The 21,757-nt window shown below is 29.7% G+C and carries 20 protein-coding genes and 1 other RNA gene; 9 read left to right on the top strand and 12 right to left on the bottom strand.

Going from position 1 to position 21,757, the window contains the following annotated elements; all coding sequences use genetic code 11:
* Positions 1–39: 39 nt before the first annotated feature.
* Both KV700_RS05570 and KV700_RS05565 read right to left on the bottom strand, forming a co-directional pair.
* Entirely contained in the window at positions 40–576 is a 537-nt protein-coding gene (locus KV700_RS05570; protein ID WP_218599456.1) for a YfiT family bacillithiol transferase, read from the bottom strand.
* A gap of 206 nt (positions 577–782) precedes the next feature.
* Complete coding sequence (locus tag KV700_RS05565) at positions 783–1,652, bottom strand: LysR substrate-binding domain-containing protein (RefSeq protein ID WP_218599455.1); 870 nt, start codon at positions 1,650–1,652, stop codon at positions 783–785.
* A gap of 101 nt (positions 1,653–1,753) precedes the next feature.
* Here KV700_RS05565 and KV700_RS05560 point away from each other — a divergent pair, with 101 nt between their 5' ends.
* Together KV700_RS05560 and KV700_RS05555 are read left to right on the top strand one after the other, a co-directional pair.
* A complete protein-coding gene (locus tag KV700_RS05560) occupies positions 1,754–2,377 on the top strand; it encodes a LysE family translocator (RefSeq protein ID WP_166381760.1) in 624 nt (207 codons plus the stop codon).
* A 108-nt stretch (positions 2,378–2,485) separates the two neighbouring features.
* Positions 2,486–3,445, top strand: coding sequence for a glycosyltransferase family 2 protein (locus tag KV700_RS05555; RefSeq protein WP_218599454.1), 960 nt, complete (start codon positions 2,486–2,488; stop codon positions 3,443–3,445).
* 220 nt (positions 3,446–3,665) lie between these two features.
* Here KV700_RS05555 and mazG read toward each other — a convergent pair whose 3' ends face one another.
* The 4 genes from mazG to ruvX all read right to left on the bottom strand — a co-directional run bounded on the left by mazG (position 3,666) and on the right by ruvX (position 6,564).
* The gene (gene mazG, locus KV700_RS05550; RefSeq protein WP_166381764.1) at positions 3,666–4,445 is read right to left on the bottom strand and encodes a nucleoside triphosphate pyrophosphohydrolase; all 780 of its coding nucleotides are present in this window, start codon (positions 4,443–4,445) and stop codon (positions 3,666–3,668) included.
* 339 nt (positions 4,446–4,784) lie between these two features.
* Entirely contained in the window at positions 4,785–5,207 is a 423-nt protein-coding gene (locus KV700_RS05545; protein ID WP_165730163.1) for a DUF5606 domain-containing protein, read from the bottom strand.
* 101 nt (positions 5,208–5,308) lie between these two features.
* Entirely contained in the window at positions 5,309–5,899 is a 591-nt protein-coding gene (gene def / locus KV700_RS05540) for a peptide deformylase (protein ID WP_218599453.1), read from the bottom strand.
* Between the two features lie 254 nt (positions 5,900–6,153).
* On the bottom strand, positions 6,154–6,564 hold the full coding sequence (gene ruvX, locus KV700_RS05535; protein WP_166381768.1) for a Holliday junction resolvase RuvX: 411 nt from the start codon (positions 6,562–6,564) through the stop codon (positions 6,154–6,156).
* A 566-nt stretch (positions 6,565–7,130) separates the two neighbouring features.
* Between ruvX and KV700_RS05530 the strand changes: the two genes are divergently transcribed.
* Complete coding sequence (locus KV700_RS05530) at positions 7,131–7,946, top strand: 2,3,4,5-tetrahydropyridine-2,6-dicarboxylate N-succinyltransferase (RefSeq protein ID WP_166381770.1); 816 nt, start codon at positions 7,131–7,133, stop codon at positions 7,944–7,946.
* Between the two features lie 14 nt (positions 7,947–7,960).
* On the top strand, positions 7,961–8,716 hold the full coding sequence (locus KV700_RS05525) for a glycosyltransferase family 2 protein (RefSeq protein ID WP_218599452.1): 756 nt from the start codon (positions 7,961–7,963) through the stop codon (positions 8,714–8,716).
* On the opposite strand, the gene KV700_RS05520 is transcribed toward KV700_RS05525, so the two are convergent.
* Positions 8,713–9,459, bottom strand: a complete 747-nt coding sequence (locus KV700_RS05520; protein ID WP_218599451.1) for a glycosyltransferase family 25 protein — start codon at positions 9,457–9,459, stop codon at positions 8,713–8,715. The genes KV700_RS05525 and KV700_RS05520 overlap by 4 nt on opposite strands.
* An 83-nt stretch (positions 9,460–9,542) precedes the next feature.
* Between KV700_RS05520 and KV700_RS05515 the strand changes: the two genes are divergently transcribed.
* A complete protein-coding gene (locus tag KV700_RS05515) occupies positions 9,543–10,502 on the top strand; it encodes a Stealth CR1 domain-containing protein (protein ID WP_218599450.1) in 960 nt (319 codons plus the stop codon).
* A gap of 32 nt (positions 10,503–10,534) precedes the next feature.
* Here the strand turns inward: KV700_RS05515 and KV700_RS05510 are convergent, their stop codons facing one another.
* The gene (locus KV700_RS05510; RefSeq protein ID WP_254712978.1) at positions 10,535–12,265 is read right to left on the bottom strand and encodes an LTA synthase family protein; all 1,731 of its coding nucleotides are present in this window, start codon (positions 12,263–12,265) and stop codon (positions 10,535–10,537) included.
* 654 nt (positions 12,266–12,919) lie between these two features.
* Between KV700_RS05510 and KV700_RS05505 the strand changes: the two genes are divergently transcribed.
* Positions 12,920–14,341, top strand: a complete 1,422-nt coding sequence (locus KV700_RS05505) for a CCA tRNA nucleotidyltransferase (protein WP_218599448.1) — start codon at positions 12,920–12,922, stop codon at positions 14,339–14,341.
* Between the two features lie 85 nt (positions 14,342–14,426).
* On the opposite strand, the gene KV700_RS05500 is transcribed toward KV700_RS05505, so the two are convergent.
* The 4 genes from KV700_RS05500 to KV700_RS05485 all read right to left on the bottom strand — a co-directional run bounded on the left by KV700_RS05500 (position 14,427) and on the right by KV700_RS05485 (position 19,555).
* Positions 14,427–16,256 carry an ABC transporter ATP-binding protein gene (locus tag KV700_RS05500; protein ID WP_218599447.1) on the bottom strand — a complete coding sequence of 610 codons (1,830 nt, stop codon included), beginning with the start codon at positions 16,254–16,256 and terminating at the stop codon, positions 14,427–14,429.
* Positions 16,256–17,971: a phospho-sugar mutase gene (locus KV700_RS05495; protein WP_218599446.1), complete on the bottom strand. Its 1,716-nt coding sequence runs from the start codon at positions 17,969–17,971 to the stop codon at positions 16,256–16,258. The genes KV700_RS05500 and KV700_RS05495 overlap by 1 nt, the downstream gene beginning before the upstream one ends.
* 42 nt (positions 17,972–18,013) lie before the next feature.
* Positions 18,014–18,970, bottom strand: a complete 957-nt coding sequence (locus KV700_RS05490) for a glycosyltransferase family 2 protein (protein ID WP_218599445.1) — start codon at positions 18,968–18,970, stop codon at positions 18,014–18,016.
* Positions 18,971–19,033: 63 nt separating this feature from the next.
* Positions 19,034–19,555 (bottom strand): DUF4199 domain-containing protein, encoded by a 522-nt coding sequence (locus KV700_RS05485; RefSeq protein ID WP_166381788.1) that lies wholly within the window; start codon positions 19,553–19,555, stop codon positions 19,034–19,036.
* Between the two features lie 175 nt (positions 19,556–19,730).
* On the opposite strand from KV700_RS05485, the gene ffs reads away from it, so the two are divergent.
* The 3 genes from ffs to fsa all read left to right on the top strand — a co-directional run bounded on the left by ffs (position 19,731) and on the right by fsa (position 21,706).
* An RNA gene (ffs, locus tag KV700_RS05480) (signal recognition particle sRNA small type) lies at positions 19,731–19,829 on the top strand.
* Between the two features lie 191 nt (positions 19,830–20,020).
* Entirely contained in the window at positions 20,021–20,824 is an 804-nt protein-coding gene (locus KV700_RS05475) for an SDR family oxidoreductase (protein ID WP_218599444.1), read from the top strand.
* A gap of 228 nt (positions 20,825–21,052) precedes the next feature.
* Positions 21,053–21,706, top strand: coding sequence for a fructose-6-phosphate aldolase (gene fsa, locus KV700_RS05470; RefSeq protein WP_166381792.1), 654 nt, complete (start codon positions 21,053–21,055; stop codon positions 21,704–21,706).
* The last annotated feature ends 51 nt before the right edge of the window (positions 21,707–21,757 follow it).

Raw genomic sequence — 21,757 nt, 5'->3', positions numbered from 1 at the left:
AATTAATAATTTAAAAGATAAGTGTTTTTACAATCTATTTTATTTCCAACCTTCACGAATCATTAACTCTTCTATATGTGCAAAATGATGTTTACTATGCCAAGCATACATGCAAATATTTTCTTTTAAACTAATTTGTTCATTTTTAGAAGGGTGAATAAATGTTTTTTCTAATTGCGCATCCGTTAATTCTCGTAAGAAATATACCCATTTAGAGTGTAAGGCTTTTAAAGCGTCAATTGATAAAAAAACAGGAGCAGATTTAGAGTCTTGTAATGCTGCCCAACGATCTTCATAATATGCTTTAATAACCGGTTTATCTTCGGTTAAAGCCCATTTAAAGCGCGTGTATGAATTATGATGACTGTCATAACAATGATGCACCACTTGCCTAATAGTCCAACCACCTTCTCTGTAAGGAGTGTCTAATTGGTTGTCAGATAATTCTTTAATTAAGAATTCTAGTTCTTGAGGAAATCGCTCTAAAATAGAAACCCAATCTTCAATATTTTTTTTGGTGATATTTTTAGGAACATTTGTTCTTCCTATCGGATATTTTAATTCTTCTAGTGTCATTTATTTTTTGTAATTTTCTTAAAAAAGCGTTCAGAATTTCTGTTTTTATAGCGAACGTTTTTTTAAAGTTGATAATTGCATTAACAGTATCTTTTTTTTAAAAATATGCTTCTACTATGCAATCAAAAACGTTTGATTTATTTGGGTATAAGATAACATTTATTTTTAAAATGTTTAAAGAGATTTTAAAGGTGTCTTTTTGAGAGTTATTCTACCAACTTACTAAATGCAACAATTTTATTTATCGTTTTGTTAGGGTCGTTTTTTCTCCAATTGATAAACAAATCTATATTTTCATTTAGCTCAATAAACCGCACGTTTTTAGATTTAGAAAATTGATAAGAATAAGGCAGAATAGAAATGCCAAGTCCTTTAGCAACTAGGTTTAAAATCATGCCACCAAAATCTGATTCTATGATTGTTTTAGGTTCAAAATTATTTTTTTCAAAAAAGGTTCTTAATAGTGAAGCGAAAAAAGTGGTCTGATGTAAGCCCGCAATAATAAACTTTTCATTTTTTAACTCGTTAATGTTGTTTAAAGAAGCTTCGGTTAACCAATGATTTTTTGGTACTACAACACAAATTGGTTCAGAATTTAGTTTTAAGGAATCTATGTTTACATGATTTATTTTATCTCTACTAAAAGCAATATCTGTATTATAGTTTAGTAATAATGCTTCATGACTCTCGTCTGTGGGTTCAATCAATTCTAATTTTAAATCAGGTAGATTAGAGTTGATTACTTCTAAAAAATTAGGCAGAAATTTAAAAGCAATAGAACCAGGGTAACTAATAGATACAAAACCCATAGTACCTTCGTCAATTTTTTTTGCTTGTCGGTGTACTTGGTCCAGTTCTTTTATCATTGTAGACCAGTGGTCTCTTAAAAAAATACCAGCGTCCGTTAATTTTACATTTCTTTTATCTCTTTCAAATAGTTGAATACCCATTTCGCTTTCAAGCGCCTGAATTTGTCTACTTAAAGAAGATTGAGAGATATAGACCTTTTCTGCTGTTTTCCAAAAATGGAGTTCGCTAGCAAGAATTAAAAAATATTTTATTTGTTGAATCGTCATCTTTAATGTGTTTTTTGCATTAATCAACCAAAAATAAGTATTTTTTTAGAGGTTGCAAAATAGTTCCTTTGTATTCAAGTTTATTTTAATATAAAAATATCATGGGAATAGAGAATTTTATAGCTTTTATGTTTAGTGCGTTATTTTTTGTGATTACTCCGGGCATCGATACCGTATTTGTTTTAAACAAATCTATTGGTCAGGGCAGAAAATCTGGAATACATGCTGCTTTGGGTATTAATGCAGGTGTATTAACACATACTTTTTTAGGTGCTTTGGGGTTGACTGTGTTAATTTCTAAATCTGATTTTGCTTTTGATGTGATAAAATATGTTGGTTTTTTGTATTTAGTATCCGTTGGTTTTTTAAAGCTTAAAAACAGTAAGAAGGTAATGGATTTGGGTGATGAAAATACGACTCAAAAAAAAGGTAAAAGTGATTTTTGGTCTGGCTTTTTAACCAATACGTTAAACCCGAAAGTTGCATTATTCTTTTTGGCTTTCTTTCCGCAGTTTATCAATCCATTAGAAATAGAAAACCCAGTACCCTTTATTTTATTAGGTTTAACATTTGCCTTAATTGGTACAATTTGGTATTTAGGATTGTCTTTTTTTGCAAGTCTTTTTTCTCAAAAACTACAGAGCAACCCCAGTTTTAATGTATGGCTAAATAAAATTAGTGGTTTTGTTTTTATACTGATGGCATTTTCAATTTTACTAAGCTAAAGGAGTCTATTTTTTGTTGTTTTTTTGAGTTATTAGCGTTCAATTTTTTACATTTACAAGATCGTTTTAAATTAGTTTAACATTTACAACGTTGAAAATATTTATAATTTGATACTACATTTTTCTTTAATAATTCCAGTTTACAATCGTCCTAAAGAAATAGAGGAGTTGTTAGAAAGTCTTACAAAACAAGATTTTTCTAGTGATTTTGAAGTTTTAATTATAGAGGATGGTTCTACGGATAAAAGCAATTTAATTATTGAGAAGTATAAAACTGAATTAGATTTAAAATACTTTTTTAAAGAAAACAGTGGAGCAGGAGCGAGCCGTAATTTCGGTATGCAAAATGCTTCAGGTAATTATTTTATCATTTTAGATTCAGATGTAATTGTACCAGTACAGTATTTATCCGAAGTAAAAAAAACGTTAGAGACTAATTTTACTGATGCTTTCGGAGGACCAGATGCAGCACATAAAAGCTTTACATCCTTACAAAAAGCCATAAATTATTCTATGACTTCTGTGTTAACTACTGGCGGAATTCGGGGTAAAAAACAAGCGGTTGGTAAATTTCAACCAAGAAGTTTTAATTTAGGTTTATCAAAAAAGGCATTCGAAAAAACACAAGGTTTTTCTAAAATGAAAAATGGAGAAGATATCGATTTAACCTTCCGACTTTGGGAAAGCGGTTGTGAAACTCAATTGATAGAAAAAGCTTTTGTGTACCATAAAAGAAGAAGTACAATTCAGCAATTTTTTAAACAGACTTTTGGTTTCGGAACTGCAAGACCCATACTGAATAAAAAATATCCGGAAACAGCAAAACCAACCTATTGGTTTCCTTCTTTGTTTATTATAGGAATTGATGTGAGTATCATTTTAGCTTTCTTTGGCTACAATGAATTACTCTATTTTTACGGATTTTATTTTTTGCTAATATTCCTTGATTCTTTAGTGCAGAATACCAATTTGTATGTCGCTTTTTTAAGTATGTTTACTTCTTTAACCCAGTTTTTAGGATATGGTTTAGGGTTTTTAGAATCGAAATTTTATCCGAAGAAAAAATAAATTTGGCTAAAGCCATTGTGGTGATAAATTTTATTCAACTATGGATAAATCCATAGGCAATTGAAAAACATAAAATTTGTTTTGTTTTGAATTGGCATAGGCTTCAGCCTGTGCTAAAATTAATGAGATGAATATTGGCTTTAGCCAAATTTTAAAAGTTTAATGTTAGACAAGAATATGTCTTATGAACTTCTGTTTTAAAATAAAGATTTAGAGTTTACTACCTAAAAAACTCTTTAGATTTTTCCCAATAGACATCCATTTCAGTTAAGGACATATCTGCAAGTTCTTTTCCTTCTTTTTTAGCTTCTTGTTCTAGAAACTGAAAACGATTGATAAATTTCTTATTGGTTTTTTCTAAAGCATTTTCTGGGTTTACACCAATAAAACGAGCGTAGTTAATCATAGAAAATAAAACATCACCAAATTCTTTTTCGGTATTTTCTTTATTTCCTGCTTTTACTTCTTCATTTAATTCAGTGAGTTCTTCTTGTACTTTTTCCCAAACTTGTTCAGGTTTTTCCCAATCGAAACCAACTCCTTTTACTTTTTCTTGAATTCTACTTGCTTTTACAACAGCAGGTAAACTTTTAGGAACACCTCCTAAAACAGATGTGTTTCCTTCCTTTAGTTTTAATTGTTCCCAATTACGTTTTACATCTTCTTCCGTTTCGGCAACAACGTCACCATAAATATGAGGATGTCTGTGTATTAATTTGTCGCAAATAGCATTAGCAACATCACCAATGTCAAAAGCTTTTTGTTCGCTTCCTATTTTAGCATAAAAGACGATGTGCAGTAGCACATCGCCTAATTCTTTTTTTATTTCTGGTAAATCGTTTTCTAAAATAGCATCTGCCAATTCATACGTTTCTTCAATAGTAAGATGACGTAAACTTTCTAAAGTTTGTTTTTTATCCCACGGACACTTCTCACGAAGATCATCCATAATATCTAACAATCTATTAAAAGCGGCTAATTGTTCTTTTCTGCTATTCAAAATGATGTTTTATTAAAGTGTTATTTCGAAACGAGTTGATAAACTATTGAGAAATCTAAAAGAGATTCCTGCTCATTCTTCGTTCGGAATGACAATTGTTATATTATTTTTAGTATTAAATACCACAAACTTGCTCACTGAAAACTGAGACTGAATACTGCTTACTTTTTTTCAGTTTCTAAGTTGAATATTATGTTCAGTTTTTAGTATATCTAATCTGTTTATGAGATTTCTCAATCTCTTAAAAAAGCTCATTTTGAAACCACAGACGTTATATTATTTAGTTTCTAATGCCTAATACTACAAACAGGCTAACTGAAAACTGAGACTGAATACTGTTTACTCCTTTTCCGTTTCTTCAGCAGCAACTTCTTCTACTTTAGGGAACTCCATACCTGCTTTTACTAACATATTAAACCACTGAATTACTTTTTTAATGTTAGAAGCATACACTCTTTCTTCATCATAACCAGGTAAAACCTCAGAGAAAAAAGCAGTTAAATTTTTACTACTTTCTTTATGAGATAACGCTTCTTTACCTTCTGTTTTTTCATACATAGAAGTAAAAATGTTTAATAAAGGTACGTCTTCTTCATACGTGTAAATTGCTATGTTTTCTAACAAGCTAACGTTTTGAGCAGCATTAATTGCCACACGTTTTTTTTCTACTAAAGATTCTGCGATTACTGCATTTTTAGATTGTGAGATTACTTGAAATAATCCAGGTTTACCAGTTACGGCAATAATTTTGTTAAATTCCATTTTTGTATATTTTATTATATGTTATTTCTAGAGCAGACAAATGTGTTCTTAAATCAAAAATGAAAATTTTTTGATTGGACTAGAAAAAAACATGGTTTTTGTTATTTACCTTTTTTAGCATTTGGGAAACGCATTCTATAATCTGCATTAATTTTCCCTTTAGAAATATTTTCTAATTTCTTTTTTATCAATCTTTTTTTAAGAGTAGATAGTTTATCTGTAAATAAAACGCCATCTATATGATCGTACTCGTGCTGAAAAACTCTAGCAGCCAAACCATCTAAGGTTTCTGTATGGGTTTTAAAATCTTCATCTTGATATTCAATAGTAATTTCTGGCTGACGAAAAACGTCTTCTCTAACATCTGGAATACTTAAACAACCTTCGTTAAAAGCCCATTCATCACCTTCTTCTTTCAATATTTTAGCATTTATAAATACTTTATTGAAGTTTTTTAAAGCTTCTCTGTCTTTTTCAGATAAATCTTCATCTTCTGCAAAAGGAGATGCATCAATAATAAATAAACGAATTGCTTTACCAATTTGAGGAGCTGCCAAACCAACACCAGAAGCGTTGTACATGGTTTCTTTCATATTAGAAATCAATTTTTCTAAATTAGGATAATCGGCATCAATTTCTACGGCCATTTTTCGTAAAACAGGATCTCCGTAAGCAATAATTGGTAATATCATTTCTTTATTTTTAAGATTGGCAAAAATACAATTTACAATTACGAATTACGAATTTTTTGAAATTGGATTTTATTTTTTTTTGAAGTTTAGTTTTTTTAACAGTTTTGTCTTTTTTTAGAATAAAATAAAAGCATCTAAAAAAGAACTTATTATTTAAAAGTGAGTTTCTCATTCTTCGGATGAAAAGTAGAATAGTAACGGTTGCTTAATTAATAGCATAACCTTTGTGATCAATCTAAAAATTATGCGTTTTATTACTTATTGTATAAATAAGACTGTAAAATTATGGTAGCGCTAATTTCATCAACTAAAGCCTTGTTTCTGCGTTGCTTTTTATTTAAGCCACCATCAATCATCGTTTGAAAAGCCATTTTAGAGGTAAAACGTTCGTCAATTCTTAACAATGGAATTTGAGGTATTTGTTTTTCTAATTTTTTTAGAAAGGGTAGTATCAATGCTTCGCTTTCACTGTCGGAATTATTCATCTGTTTCGGTTTTCCTACGATAAAAAGTTCTACCTGATTCTCTGAAATATATTTTTTTAGAAATGGAATTAAATCATCTGTATTTACCGTAGTTAAACCAGAGGCAATAATTTGCAGTTCGTCTGTAACTGCAATACCTGTTCTTTTTTTGCCAAAATCGATGGCGAGAATTTTACCCAAATTAAATGTTTTTTGCAAAAATAAAAGTTATAATATAATAACTGCTGTTTAATTGAAATATTATCAATTAGTTAACGTTTTTTTTCTTAATATTTATCGAAAGGCAAGAATTAACACCAATTTTATCAGTTAAAGTCGTAATAATAGTTGGTGTTTTAGTTTCTAACTAATCCGTAATAAACTAACAATTTTGTCAGTTTGAGTATTTAAACATTGCAAAGTACAAGCTTTTTCTAACACTTTTTTTTATCAATTGAATATTCTTCGACAAGTTCTGGAAGACATTTTTGAGTTTTAATTGTTTTACGACTTTATAAAATTAAAAGGGTATAATTTAAATCTACTTCTTTTCATTTTAAAAATCATTTGTTATCACTCACATTTGTTTTTCAGTTAGTTGTAATAACGTCTTAGTTCTTAATTCTAAAAAGAAAGCGGTCTTAGAGCTTTTATTGATGATAAATGAGAATTGTATTTTAAACAAGATGTAATAATCTGTTTAAAAAACGTATATTCGTCCACGTTTTTGTGGATAGATTTATATTTGCGCAAATATACATATTACGATGAAAGAAATTAGAAAAATCATAGAGTCAGCTTGGGATAACCGCGAGTTGTTAAAAGAAGAAAATACAATTAACACAATTAGAAAAGTTGTTGATTTATTAGATAAAGGAGAATTAAGAGTTGCAGAGCCTGTTGATGGTGGATGGCAAGTAAATGAGTGGGTAAAAAAAGCAGTAGTTTTATATTTCCCTATTCAGAAAATGGAAACTTTAGAAGCAGGTATTTTCGAATACCACGATAAAATGCCTTTAAAAACAGATTATGCAGCACAAGGAGTTCGTGTGGTTCCTGGAGCATCTGCTCGTAAAGGATCTTACCTTTCACCAGGTACTATTTTAATGCCAAGTTATGTTAATATTGGTGCGTATGTAGATGAAGGTACTATGGTAGATACTTGGGCTACAGTTGGTTCTTGTGCACAAATTGGTAAAAATGTTCACCTTTCTGGTGGAGTAGGTATTGGTGGTGTTTTAGAACCATTACAAGCAGCACCTGTAATTATAGAAGACGGCGTTTTTATTGGTTCTAGATGTATTGTTGTAGAAGGTGTAAGAGTAGAAAAAGAAGCGGTTTTAGGTGCAAATGTTGTATTAACAATGAGTACTAAAATTATTGATGTTACTGGTGATGTACCTGTTGAAACTAAAGGAGTAGTGCCTGCACGTTCTGTAGTGATTCCAGGGAGTTATACTAAGAAATTTCCTGCAGGAGAGTTCAATGTACCTTGTGCATTAATTATTGGAAAAAGAAAAGAAAGTACAAATAAAAAGACTTCTTTAAACGATGCGTTACGTGAATATGATGTAGCAGTTTAAGAAATTAGGTTACTATGACAAAAATTACAGCAATTATTCCTACTTTAAATGAAGAATTTCATATTGCCGATGCTATTAAATCAGTAAGTTTTGCAGATGAAATTATTATTATAGATTCTTATAGTACAGATAAAACAATTGAAATAGCTGAAAAGTTACATGTAAAAATCATCAAGCGAAAGTTTGATGATTTTTCTTCTCAAAAGAACTTTGCAATTGACCAAGCAACACATAGCTGGATTTATATTTTAGATGCAGATGAAAGGGTAACTCCAGAAGTAGAAAAAGAAATTTTAGAGGCAGTTAAAAAACCGAATGATTTTGTGGGTTTCTATGTGAAAAGAGCTTTTTATTTTGCTCAACAGAAGATAAATTATTGTGGTTGGCAAAGAGATAAGGTTGTTCGTTTGTTTTTAAAGGAACATTGTAAATATTCTGGAGTTGTCCATGAAACTATTTCTACAAAAGGAGAATTAGGTTTTTTAAAAAATAAAATAGATCACTATGGATATAAAAATTATAACCATTTTATATCTAAAATTCATCAATATGGAGAATTAAAGGCACAAGAATTACATGCTAACGGTAAAACTGTAAATGCATATCACATTCTTGTAAAACCACCTTTTAGGGTTTTTAGTCATTTTATTTTGAGAAAAGGTTTTTTAGATGGTTATCCAGGATTGATACTTTCTGTAACTCAAGGGTATGCTGTTTTAACAAGGTATATTAAACTTTGGTTGTTAAATAAAGGATTAAAAGAGGGCTAATTTTTTTTGTAGAAAATATAATTTCTAATACATCTATTTAGCTTGTAGGTGAACAAGGTTAGAACTTGCCAAAAAGGGCGAATTATCTCTCTGATCGCTTTTTTCCAAATAATCATGTTGTTTTGCTGAATCGTACTACCGCCGATTTTTTTATCAATACTAAATACATATTGTTTATTTGTAGAATATAACTTCACTTTATGTTTGTAAACATCTTGTTTCATTACATCGATGGGAGCATAGTAACCACTTAAATTATCAGATAATTTTTTAGCAGCATTTTTACCTATAATTTGTCCAATCATTAGAACAGGAGGCATTAAAAAGGTATTAAGTAAATCATTTTTTTCTAATGAATAGAACCCTTTTTTTCCTGAGATATCTATGAAATCATCTGTAGTTATTTTTTCTAATAATAGTTCTAAATCCTTAAAGAAATCATTATTAATTTGAGCATCATCTTCTAAAACAATTGAAAAATCTTCTGGTTGTTTAGAAAGAAAGTCCCAAAGTTTAAAATGCGTTAAACAAATTCCAATTTCACCATCATTAGGAAAAGGGTAATGTGCTAAAATATTGTGTTTACTTTTTTCTTTTTTAAGAAGATTAGGGGCTAATTCCTTACCATGAACAGCAGATATTCTTGTAATAGGAATATTCAATTCTTTAAATTGATTTTCCATAAAATTTTTACGATCTGTACTTTTATCTAAATTTATGTAGTATACTTTGTGTGAAATCATCTAAGCTAAATAAATTGTTGTAATCAAGCAAATATAAAATTTAAATCTTATTTTCGTATTAGGAATTTGAATATATATAATAGATGTTAATTGATGCAGTAATTACTTGGGTTGATGGGAACGATTCTGACCATAAGAAAAAAGTAAGAAAATTTATATCTAAAGAATTATCTAATTCAAAAGATATTAGAACAAAATTAGACCAAGTTAATGAAATTGAGTTTGCTGTAAAATCAATTTTAAAATATGCTAAATTTGTAAGGAACATCTATATTGTTACAGATAACCAAACACCAGGTTTTTTAAAAGACAAAGAAAAATCTTCAAAAGAATTCCCGAATGTTATTATTGTAGATCATAAAGTTATTTTTGAAGGAAATGAGGAATGTTTACCTGTATTTAATTCCATATCTATTGAAACACTTTTATTTAAAATCCCGTCTTTAGCAGAGCATTTTATTTATTTTAACGATGATTTTTTTTTAAAAAAACACACAAAAATAACAGATTTTTTTATTGAAGGAAAACCTATAATAAGGGGGCATTGGAGTCCTTTTTATGATAATATTTGGCATAAGAAATTAAAGAAAATATTTCTAAAAATTATCAATAAAAAACAAAATACAGCTTATAAACATAGAAAAGGATTACAAAAATCTGCGGAGTTTTTAAATTTCGACAACTATTTTTTTACAGAACATACTCCTACATCAATTAGGAAATCTACATTAGATTCTTTTTTCAGTAAAAATAAAACGTTATTAAATTCAAATATTAAACATCGTTTTAGGAGTCCTAATCAATTTGTAATGCATTCTTTAGCAAATCATTTAGAAATAAAGAATAATACTTTTGTTTTAAAAAATGATTATCAATTAGTTTATTTTCAAAACTACAAGAAACCTTTTTGGTGGATAAAGAATAAACTTAAAAGAGCTGAGAAAGATCAAAATAAACTATTTCTATGTATGCAGAGCTTAGATCAATGTCCTGAAGAAAAACTAATTTATATAAAAAAATGGCTTCAAAATAAATACGAGTAATTATTTTGAAACCAAATTATAATTTTAACTATTTAGTCTACAGTTGTAGGTTTAGGTAGTTTCTTGTTATTAAAGTATAAATACTTAGTTGTGTAATAGTAAGCAGATAAAAGGCTATCCATTTGTTTTGCAACTTTAGGATTCTCTAACTGAATATCTTTTACGGTATTTGCTTCTAAACTGTACAACCCAGTTTTTTTAGAGATGTTTGTTTTTTCGTAATAAAAATTATCTTTTAATACACCAACTCCTTTTTCTCCTTTGCTTTGTAGATACACAAAGGCAGCAGTATTTATACTTGTGCTGTCTAATAGATCTCGTCCTAGTGTATAATTGGTATAGTCTACTTTTGCTAAACTTGTTGCTGTAGGAAATACGTCTATTAATTTAGCATATTTATCAACTACTTGAGGTTTTATATACTTTGGAGCATGAATAAAAAAGGGCACATTGTGTACTTGTATTCCTAAATCGTCTTGATTATTTTTTAAGAAATTTAGTTTTTTCATACCACCTCTATGATCACCAAAAAAGGCAAAAATAGTATTATCATAATAACCTGCTTCTTTCGCTCTTTCTAAAAAACGTGCAACGTTAAAATCTAAATATCTAATTCCATTTAATTGACCTAAAGACCTAAAACCTCCTTTTAACAAAGTTTCTTCGTCTATTTCATCTTCTAATATTGGTTTAAAACTTTCTTTTTGGTCTGGTACAGTAAAAGGCATGTGGTTTGTTGCAGTTTGAATGTAAGCAACAAAAGGTTTACAGCTATCATGTAATTTTTTAAATTCTTTATCAGCCTCCTTAAATAAGTCGTAATCATCAATACCCCAAACATCGGCTCTGTTTTCTTCATCAAAACTACCTTCTTCAAAGATTTGTAAATCTTTTACATTAGATTGAAATACGCCTCTTATATTAGCCCAATTTGCAGATCCACCTATAAAATATTGCTTTTCATATCCTTTATATTGATCAAAAATAATACGTTGATCTATAATCATAGGGTTTCTAGAAGCTGTTTTTACATCTTCTATATCTGGTAAGCCAGTAACACTTGCAAAAACGCTTGCTGCAGTTCCTGGTTTATGAACGTAGAATTTAGAGAAACTTAAACTTTCTTTTATAATAGAATCTATTTTAGGGCTACAGTTTAATGGATTTCCGTATAAACTTAATGTTGCAGTTCCGGTAGACTCTAGCATTACATAAATTACATTTGGTTTCTTACTATAAGGTTCTTTAAAGGTTACTTTCTTTGCAAAATTTATAGTGTCTTTTGGTAAGTTTAAGTGTTTTGCGATTACGGGATAATAGGTTTTAAATTTTTCAATATTAGCACCTTCACTTCTAAATGAAAAACTATCAAAGAAATATAAAACAGGGTTTAAAGCAAATTGATTTATAGTGGTGTTTTTAGAGAAAAAAGCCTCACTCCAGCGCAAAGGATAATGGGTAATACTGTTATAGATACCAAAAGATAAAACGAGTACGGTTAGGATAACAATTACTGCTTTTACTTTTTTAGTAATTTCTTGATGCGTTTTTGTAAATACATTATATATAAACCCCGCATATTTATAGATGATAAAACATAGAATTAACAACCCTATAAGTCCTTTGTAAATAGGGTAACTTTCTACTAAAACTTGAGTAGATATTTTTAAGTTACCTAAAAATCGAAGAGAAGAAGCATCTAGTCTTATTGCTAAATACTCATAATACCCAAGGTCGAACAGGTAAAATAACGTTAAAGTCAAGTAAATTAAAACGATATATATGGACGCTATCTTTTTATAAATTTTGTTTTTAAAAAAACGAAAATTAGTAATTAGAACTAATATTGCTAGTGGAAAAAATGCAATAACGGCAAGTTTTATATCAAAACGTATGCCTAAGGAAATAGCTTTTTGCAATTTTAATGGATCAAGATCTTCTAATTGTATAAAAAGAAGGTAGAAGATTCCTCTAAAAAGTAGTGCGAAAATAAATAGAAAAAATACATTTGTGAAAATGTATTTTATATAACTCGGAATTTTTTGAAACATAGGTATTATATAGAACTACAAAGATACTATTTTTCGAATACACAGTTATAAACTTCATTTCAATATTTAAAGAAATCTAGAATCCTCTTATCATTTTATAACTATAGGTTTAAGACTATGATTTAACAAAGTTGTAGTAGCATTTTTCTGTCAGATACTTTTTGATAAGAATTTTTTAACGGCTGGTTTGTTGTTTTGGTTATTGTATCTGTAATAATTACTTTAAAAATCATTTTAAGAAAAAGTAATTCATTTTTTTGCATAGCATGTTTTATATAGTAAATTTGCCTTAAATTAACAAGAATGTAAAATGACCAATCACTTAAAGATTGGTGGCTTATATTCGAACTTTAAGAGCGTAAATTAATGCAAAAGCAATTCTTCAAAGAAGCAATTTCCTCAGAAATATTTAATGTTATATCTAAAGCATCCAAAGAGTTACAAATAGAAAGTTATGTAATTGGCGGCTATGTACGTGATTTTTTCTTAAAAAGAGGAAACTCTAAAGATATTGATGTAGTAGCAGTTGGTAGTGGAATTGAGTTGGCTCAAAAAGTTTCTAAACTATTACCGAATAAACCTAAAGTACAGGTTTTTAAAACCTACGGAACAGCAATGTTACGTTATAACGATATAGAAATAGAGTTTGTGGGTGCTAGAAAAGAATCTTATTCTGAAGATAGTAGAAACCCAGATGTTACAGAAGGTAGTTTACAAGACGATCAAAATAGAAGAGATTTAACGATTAATGCCTTGGCTTTAAGTTTAAATGAAGATGATTTTGGTGCTTTATTAGACCCTTTCAATGGAATAGAGGACTTGAAAAATAAGGTAATTAAAACACCTTTAAACCCTGATATTACCTATTCGGATGATCCTTTAAGGATGATGCGTGCCATACGTTTTACTACGCAGTTAAATTTTAATATTGATACTGAATCTTTAGAGGCAATTTCTAGAAATGCATATCGATTAAAAATTATTACTAGAGAAAGAATTGTTGATGAACTAAATAAAATTTTATCATCGCCAATACCTTCTATTGGTTTTTTATTGTTGGAAAAAACAGATTTGTTAAAGCAAATTTTGCCAGAATTACTAGCACTAAAAGGAGTAGAGGAAGTAGAAGGACAGAAACATAAAGATAATTTTTATCATACCTTAGAGGTGGTAGATAATATTTCTGAAAATACAGAAGATGTTTGGTTAAGGTGGGCTGCTTTATTACACGACATTGGAAAAGCACCAACTAAAAAATTTAGTAAAAAAGTAGGTTGGACTTTTCATGCACACGAATTTGTAGGTTCTAAAATGGTGTATAAGTTATTCAAGCGCTTAAAAATGCCTATGAATAACAAAATGAAATTTGTTCAGAAAATGGTTATGCTAAGTTCTAGACCTATTGTTTTGGCTACTGAAGTTACAGATTCTGCCGTAAGGCGTTTGGTTTTTGATGCTGGCGATGATATCAATTCTTTAATGACGTTATGTGAGGCAGATATTACTACTAAAAATCCAAAGAAATTTAAACGTTACCATCAGAATTTTGAGTTGGTAAGAATCAAAATAAAAGAAGTAGAAGAAAGAGATCAAGTACGTAATTTTCAACCTCCCGTTACTGGAGAAGAGATTATGGAAGCTTTTAACTTAAAACCTTGTAGAGAAATAGGTCAAATTAAAGAAGCTATAAAAGAAGCTATTTTAGAAGGAGAAATACCAAATGAAAAGCAGGCTTCTTATGATTTTATGATTGAAAAAGGGTTACAACTAGGGTTGACGCAAATTTAGAGTTATATTTTTACATAAAATACATCATAAAAAAGACCATTACGAACTTAGTAATGGTCTTTTTTATGATGTATTAGAGTTATTCTTAACTTAAAGATTGCATAGTAACCAATTTAAAATACTCACCTTTTTTAGCGAGTAATTCTTCATGTTTACCTTGCTCTACAATTTTCCCTTTTTTAAGTACTACAATTTTATCTGCTTTTTGAATGGTAGATAATCTGTGTGCAATTACTAAAGAAGTTCTGTTTTGCATCATTTTTTCTAAAGCAAGTTGTACCAGTTGTTCCGATTCTGTGTCTAAGGCAGAAGTAGCTTCATCTAAAACCATTATTGGTGGGTTCTTTAAAACAGCTCTTGCAATAGATAAACGTTGTTTTTGTCCGCCAGAGAGTGTATTACCACTATCTCCAATATTTGTATCGTATTTTTCTGGTAAATTCTGAATAAACTCATCTGCATTCGCAATTTTTGCCGCTTCTAAAATTGCATCATCCGTTGCCTGTTGTGTTCCTAATTTAATGTTATTTGCAATGGTATCATTAAATAGTATTGAGTCTTGAGAAACAATACCCATTAAATCTCTTAAAGACTTTTTGGTAATGTCTTTAATATTGTTGTCATCAATAATTACATCTCCCTTATTAACATCATAAAAACGAGTAATTAAATTAGCTAAAGTAGATTTACCACTACCAGATTGACCAACCAAAGCGACGGTTTCTCCTTTATTAATCGTTAAAGAAAAGTCTTTTAAAACATATTCATCTTTATACTTAAAAGAGATGTTTTTAAATTCTATTTTACTTGTAAAGTCTTGTTTTATAATTGCGTTCGGTCTGTCTTTAATGGTGTTTTCTGTATTAAGAACAGTCATAATTCTTTCTGCAGAAGCCTCTCCTTTTTGAATGTTATAAAAGGTAGTGGTAATTAATTTTATAGGGTTTAAAACAGTATAAAACAGTACAATGTACCCCAAAAACTGACTCGCTTTTAAATTACCGGTATTAGACAAAACTTCTGTACCACCGTACCAAAGAATCGCAATAATTGTTGCCGATCCTAAAAACTCACTCATAGGTGAAGCTAATGTTTGCCTATGATAAACACTCGTCATTAATTGCTTAAAATTAAGTGTTGAGTTATTGAATTTTTTTGCGATTACATGTTCTGCATTAAAGCCTTTAATAATTTTTAATCCAGTTAATGTTTCTTCAATAAAAGATAGAAAGTTACCTGTTTCCTTTTGTGCTTTTGCCGATTTCGATTTTAATTTTTTACTAATAGAAGATATTATAAAACCAGAAACAGGTAATAATACAAAAACAAACAATGTTAGTTTTAAACTCATGTACAGCATAATTGTTATAGAAATAACAACTGTTAACGGTTCTCTAACAATGGTTTGTACAGAGCTTATTATTGAGTTCTCTACTTCTTGTACATCTCCCGTCATACGAGCTATAATGTCTCCTTTTCTTTTTTCTGAAAAATAGGCAATAGGGAGTTCTACAATTTTATTGTATAAATTATCTCTTAAATCTTTTACAATTCCTGTTCTTAAAAAAGCGATTGCATAAGAAGCTAAATATCTAAATAGATTTTTAAAAAAGAATAACGACAGTGATAATAAACAAATAAATAAAAGCACATTTATTTCGCCGTCATTAATAATTTTTTGAGAAATAAAGTAGTTAAATTCATTTTCTAAATAACTACCAATATTTCCGATACCACTATAAATTGGCTTTGAGACGGCTACTCTTTCTTCTCCAAATAAAATTTTTAGAACAGGAATAAACGCCAATACAGAAAGCACATTAAAAATTGCGTAAAGTATATTGAATAGAATATTTAGAATAGTAAATTTTCGATACTTTTTCTCATATTTTAAAATGTCCTTAAAATAGCCCATTAATTTAATTTCATTTCTTTAATAATTCTTTGAATTTTTGCATCTAAAGCATCTTCTACAGAAGTAGCGTTTTCTTTAGTATCTATAGATGTATTTACACTAAAGTAAAACTTAATCTTTGGTTCTGTACCACTTGGTCTTGCAGCAATTCTTGTACCAGATTCTGTTTGATAAATTAAAACATTAGATTTTGGTAAGTCTATATTTGTTACTTCACCAGTAATTAAGTTCTTTTTTGTTGATGCGTCGTAATCACAAAGAGATTCTATTTGCTCTCCGTCAATTTCTGTAATAGGGTTGTTACGCATGTCACTCAACATTTGCTGAATTTCGGCAGCACCATCCATTCCTTTTTTAGTAATAGAAATTAAATGTTCTTTATAAAAGTTGTTTTTAACATAGATTGCTAATAATTCTTCATAAAAAGAACTTCCGTTTTGTTTTGCGTATGCAGCAACTTCACAAGCTAATAGTGTTGCAGTAACCGCATCTTTATCTCTTACAAAACCACCAACCATATAACCAAAACTTTCTTCACCACCACCAATAAAATCTAATTCTGGGAAATCTCTAACCATTTTGGCTATCCATTTAAAACCAGTTAAACCAACTTTGGTTTCTACACCATAACTAGCAGCAACATCATTTACTAATTCGGTAGAAACAATCGTAGAACCAACAAATTGTTTTCCGTTTATTTTTCCTTCTTCTTTCCACTTCTTTAACAAGAATTCAGTCATAACAACCATGGTTTGGTTCCCATTCATTAATTTCATGTTTCCGTCTAGATCTCTAATAGCTACACCTAATCTATCGCAATCTGGGTCTGTACCAATTACAATATCAGCACCAACTTTGTTTGCTAAATCAGTAGCCATTTTTAAAGCTTCTGGCTCTTCTGGATTTGGAGATTTTACAGTTGGGAAATCTCCATCTGGTTCTCTTTGTTCTTCAACAATGTGAACATCTGTGTAGCCTGCTTTTGCTAATGCATCTGGTACAGAAACAATAGAAGTTCCGTGTAAAGAAGTAAAAACAATTTTTAAATTTTTACGATCAATTTTATCAGATAAAGTTCCGTTTTTTACAGAAGCATCAATAAAAGCAGCATCTACTTCTTTACCAATTACTTCAATTAAACTTTCGTTTGCATCAAATTTAATTTCAGAAAAATCTAAGGCATTTACATTACCAATAATTCCACCATCATGCGGAGGAACAATTTGTCCGCCATCTGCCCAATATACCTTGTAACCGTTGTATTCTGGTGGGTTGTGAGAAGCAGTTAAAACAATACCAGCATCGCAACCTAAATGACGCACTGCAAAAGACAATTCTGGAGTTGCACGTAAATCTTCAAAAAGAAATACTTTTATATTATTTGCAGATAAAACATCTGCTACTATTTTAGCAAACTTTTTACTGTTATGTCTACAATCATACGCTATTACTACGCTTAATTGTTCTTTTTTTACGTTTTCTATTAAGTAATTAGACAAACCTTGTGTTGCTCTACCTAACGTATATTTATTAATTCTGTTAGTTCCAGCTCCCATAACACCACGCATTCCACCAGTACCAAACTCCATATCTTTATAGAATCTGTCTGCTAAAGCATCCGGGTTATTGGTAATTAATTCTTGAATTTCAGTTTGAGTTTCAGCATCAAAAGTAGCTGTTAACCATTGCTTTGCTTTGTCTAAAATATTATTCATCGTTTATAGTTTGTATTACTTAGTTGAAAACAAATATACTATTTAGAAATTGAGTTTTTCTTTAATTGTATAGTGTTTTTCGTTACTTTTTGTTTTTATAATGAGTTCTCCAATAAATCCTGCTAAAAATAATAGTGTTCCTAATACCATAGAGGTTAGGGCTATATAAAACCAAGGATTATTTGTAATTAAAATTGTTTTAATGCCGTTAAAAACGTTGTAAAGTTTATAAGCACCAATGTAAAAAGCAGATGTTGTTCCAAATAAGAACATTAAAGTACCCCAAAGACCAAAAATGTGCATAGGTCTTTTACCGAATTTTGATAAAAAAGAAATGGTAATTAAATCTAAAAAACCATTTACAAAACGGTCCATTCCAAATTTAGTTTCTCCGTATTTTCTTGCTTGGTGTTGTACTACTTTTTCTCCTATTTTGGTATATCCTTCGTTTTTAGCTAAAACGGGAATGTATCTGTGCATTTCGCCACTTACTTTTACAGCTTTTATCACCTCGTTTTTGTAGGCTTTTAATCCGCAGTTAAAGTCGTTTAATTTTAAACCAGATGTTTTTCTGGCAGCAGCGTTAAATAATTTGGAAGGGATGTTTTTGGTGATAACATTGTCATAACGTTTCTTTTTCCAACCAGAAATTAGGTCGAAATCTTCCCTAATAATTAAATTATACAATTCAGGAATTTCATCTGGGTTGTCTTGTAAATCAGCGTCCATGGTAATAACCACGTCACCTTTTGCCATTTCAAAACCAGCATCTAATGCTTGAGATTTTCCATAATTTTTTTGGAATTGTATTCCTTTTACCTCGGTATGTGCAGCGGATAGTTTTTCAATTACATTCCAAGAATTGTCTGTACTACCATCATCTATAAAAATAACTTCATAAAAATAACGATTGGATTGCATCACTTTTGCAATCCAATCGTATAATTCTTGTAAAGATTCATCTTCGTTAAGAAGTGGTATTACTACCGAAATATCCATGTTTGTTCTATTCAATATGTATCATTCAAAGTTTAATTGATATTAAACCTTTAATATTAAAATTTAGTATGTTTCTTCTTCAGTTTTTTTCATAACAGCAGAAGCTATTGCAGAAATAATAAAACCTAAAATTGCAGCACCAATAATTGAAACAGCAGCAATAATACCAGGAGATTGAAATTTCTGAGCTATTTCATTAGCTCCTTCAATTTGTTCTTCTGTCATACCAGCATCTAAATATGCTTGATTTTGAATTTCCATAGCTTGCAGCATAAAGTCTGGCTCTATAACAGTCATAAAAATATATTGATAAATTGCAGTTATTAATGCAGAAAGAATACAGATACCAACACCAATTTTAACACCTTGTCCCCAAGAGATAAAACCATTATTAATTTCTTTGTATTTTTTTATTCCAAATACTACAAAAGCAATAGTTAATGCTATAGATATAACAGAAACAGACCAATGAGGTTTTAGGTGTGCACCCATTACATAGGTAATAACACTTAGTAATATACCAGCGACTGCTAAAATAACACCATAATTTATAATAAGACTTTTACTGTTTGCTTGTTCTTCCATTTTTTTAATTTAGTTAGTTATACAAATATATTGTTTTCATTGTTGATAGTTTTTAATTATTTATAAAAGTTTGTTTACTATCACAACAATACATTAGTATTCAGACTGTTGAAAATGTTACATAAAATTTACACTTTTTTTCTTGTCAATATAAAAATAGATTGTAAATTTGCCTCGGCAAGTCCTACACAACTAGCTCCCTTTGAATCCTCCAGGGCGGGAACGCAGCAAAGGTATTAGGTTGTAGCGGTGTGATGTAGGTAGCTTGCCATTTTTTTTATCTCTATTTAATTCTGAATTTTTTCAGAATTTTTCTTTTTTATAGACGTTATTAATTTTTCCTTTTTAGTTTCCTTCATTTAGTTTTATGATATTTGCCAAATACATATTTATAGATTGAAATATGTAAGATATTTAAAAATAACTTGTTTCAATTTTTTTAACCTTTCAATTATTTAAAAACCAATGTCTAAAGTTGTATTAATTACCGGAGCTTCTTCTGGAATAGGAAAGTCTATTGCTATTTTTTTATCAGAAAAAGGATATAAAGTATATGGAACAAGTAGAAACCCTAAAAATATTGCCGATTTTTCTTTTGAATTAATTGCTTTGGATGTTTTAAAGGTGGATACCATTACTACTGCAATCGACTTTATTATTAAAAAAGAAGGCCGGTTAGATGTTTTGATAAACAATGCAGGAATGGGAATTACGGGTCCAATAGAAGATACGCCAACAGATGAAATGCGTGCTGTTTTTAACACGAACTTATTTGGTGCGGTAGATGTAATGAAGGCTGTTTTACCGCAAATGCGCAAGCAAAAGTTAGGTACTATTATTAATGTAACTTCTATTGCTGGTTATATGGGATTGCCTTTTAGAGGTTTGTATTCTGCTACAAAAGGAGCTTTAGAAACCATAACGGAAGCAACAAGTATGGAAGTAAAACCCTTCGGAATTAAAGTAACGTGTGTTGCACCTGGAGATTTTGCAACCAATATTGCTGCAGGAAGATATCATACCCCAGTTTTTGATAATTCTGCTTATAAAGAGAATTATCAGATGAATTTAAATTTGATGGATGCACACGTAAGTGGTGGTATGGATCCAATAGAAATGGCAAAGGCTGTACATAAGATTATAGAGACAGAAAATCCGAGAATTCACTATAAAGTAGGTGGGTTTATGGAGAAATTCTCAATTGTTTTAAAACGTATTTTACCAGATAGAATGTATGAGAAAATTTTGATGAACCATTATAAATTGTAGTTTTTGATCAAGACCTCACAGGTTTTTTAAACCTGTGAGGTCTGAAAATATCTTTATTTAACTTCTATGAATTGTTATGAACTAACTATCTTTGCGTTAGGGATTAAAACGGCATCCTTTTTTATTTTTATAAAAAAGATATAGTGTAAAGCCCGACCTTTTTAGGGAACGCCCAAACCTTTCGACTGCACTCGAGATATTAATTATTAATATACTAAATATATACAAATGAAATTTTTTATTGACACTGCAAATTTAGAGCAAATTAAAGAAGCGCAAGCTTTAGGTATTTTAGACGGAGTTACTACAAACCCATCATTAATGGCTAAAGAAGGTATTACAGGAGAAGTAAACATTATTAACCATTATAAAGCAATTTGTGAGTTGGTAGATGGTGATGTTTCTGCAGAAGTAATTGCTACAGATTTTGACGGAATGGTAAAAGAAGGTGAGGCTTTGGCTGCTTTAAACCCTCAAATTGTGGTAAAATTACCAATGATAAAAGACGGTGTAAAAGCGTGTAAATATTTTTCTTCTAAAGGAATTAAAACAAACGTAACATTGGTGTTTTCTGTTGGTCAGGCTTTATTGGCTGCTAAAGCAGGAGCAACGTATGTTTCGCCATTTTTAGGTCGTTTAGACGATATTTCTACAGACGGAATGAACTTAATTTCTGAAATGAGACTTGTTTTTGATAACTATAAATTTGAAACTCAAATTTTAGCAGCTTCTGTAAGAAATACAATGCATATTGTTAATTGTGCAAAATTAGGATCTGATGTTATGACAGGGCCTTTAAGTGCTATTGAAGGTTTGTTAAAACATCCTTTAACAGATAGTGGTTTGGCTCAGTTTTTAGCAGATTACCAAAAAGGAAACTAACCAACACAGTTGGTTTTTATATAATAAGGTCAGAAAGTAGAAAAATATTTT

The organism is Polaribacter sp. NJDZ03 (assembly GCF_019263805.1).
Lineage (GTDB): Bacteria > Bacteroidota > Bacteroidia > Flavobacteriales > Flavobacteriaceae > Polaribacter.
This window is presented reverse-complemented; position numbering and strand designations above follow the sequence as displayed.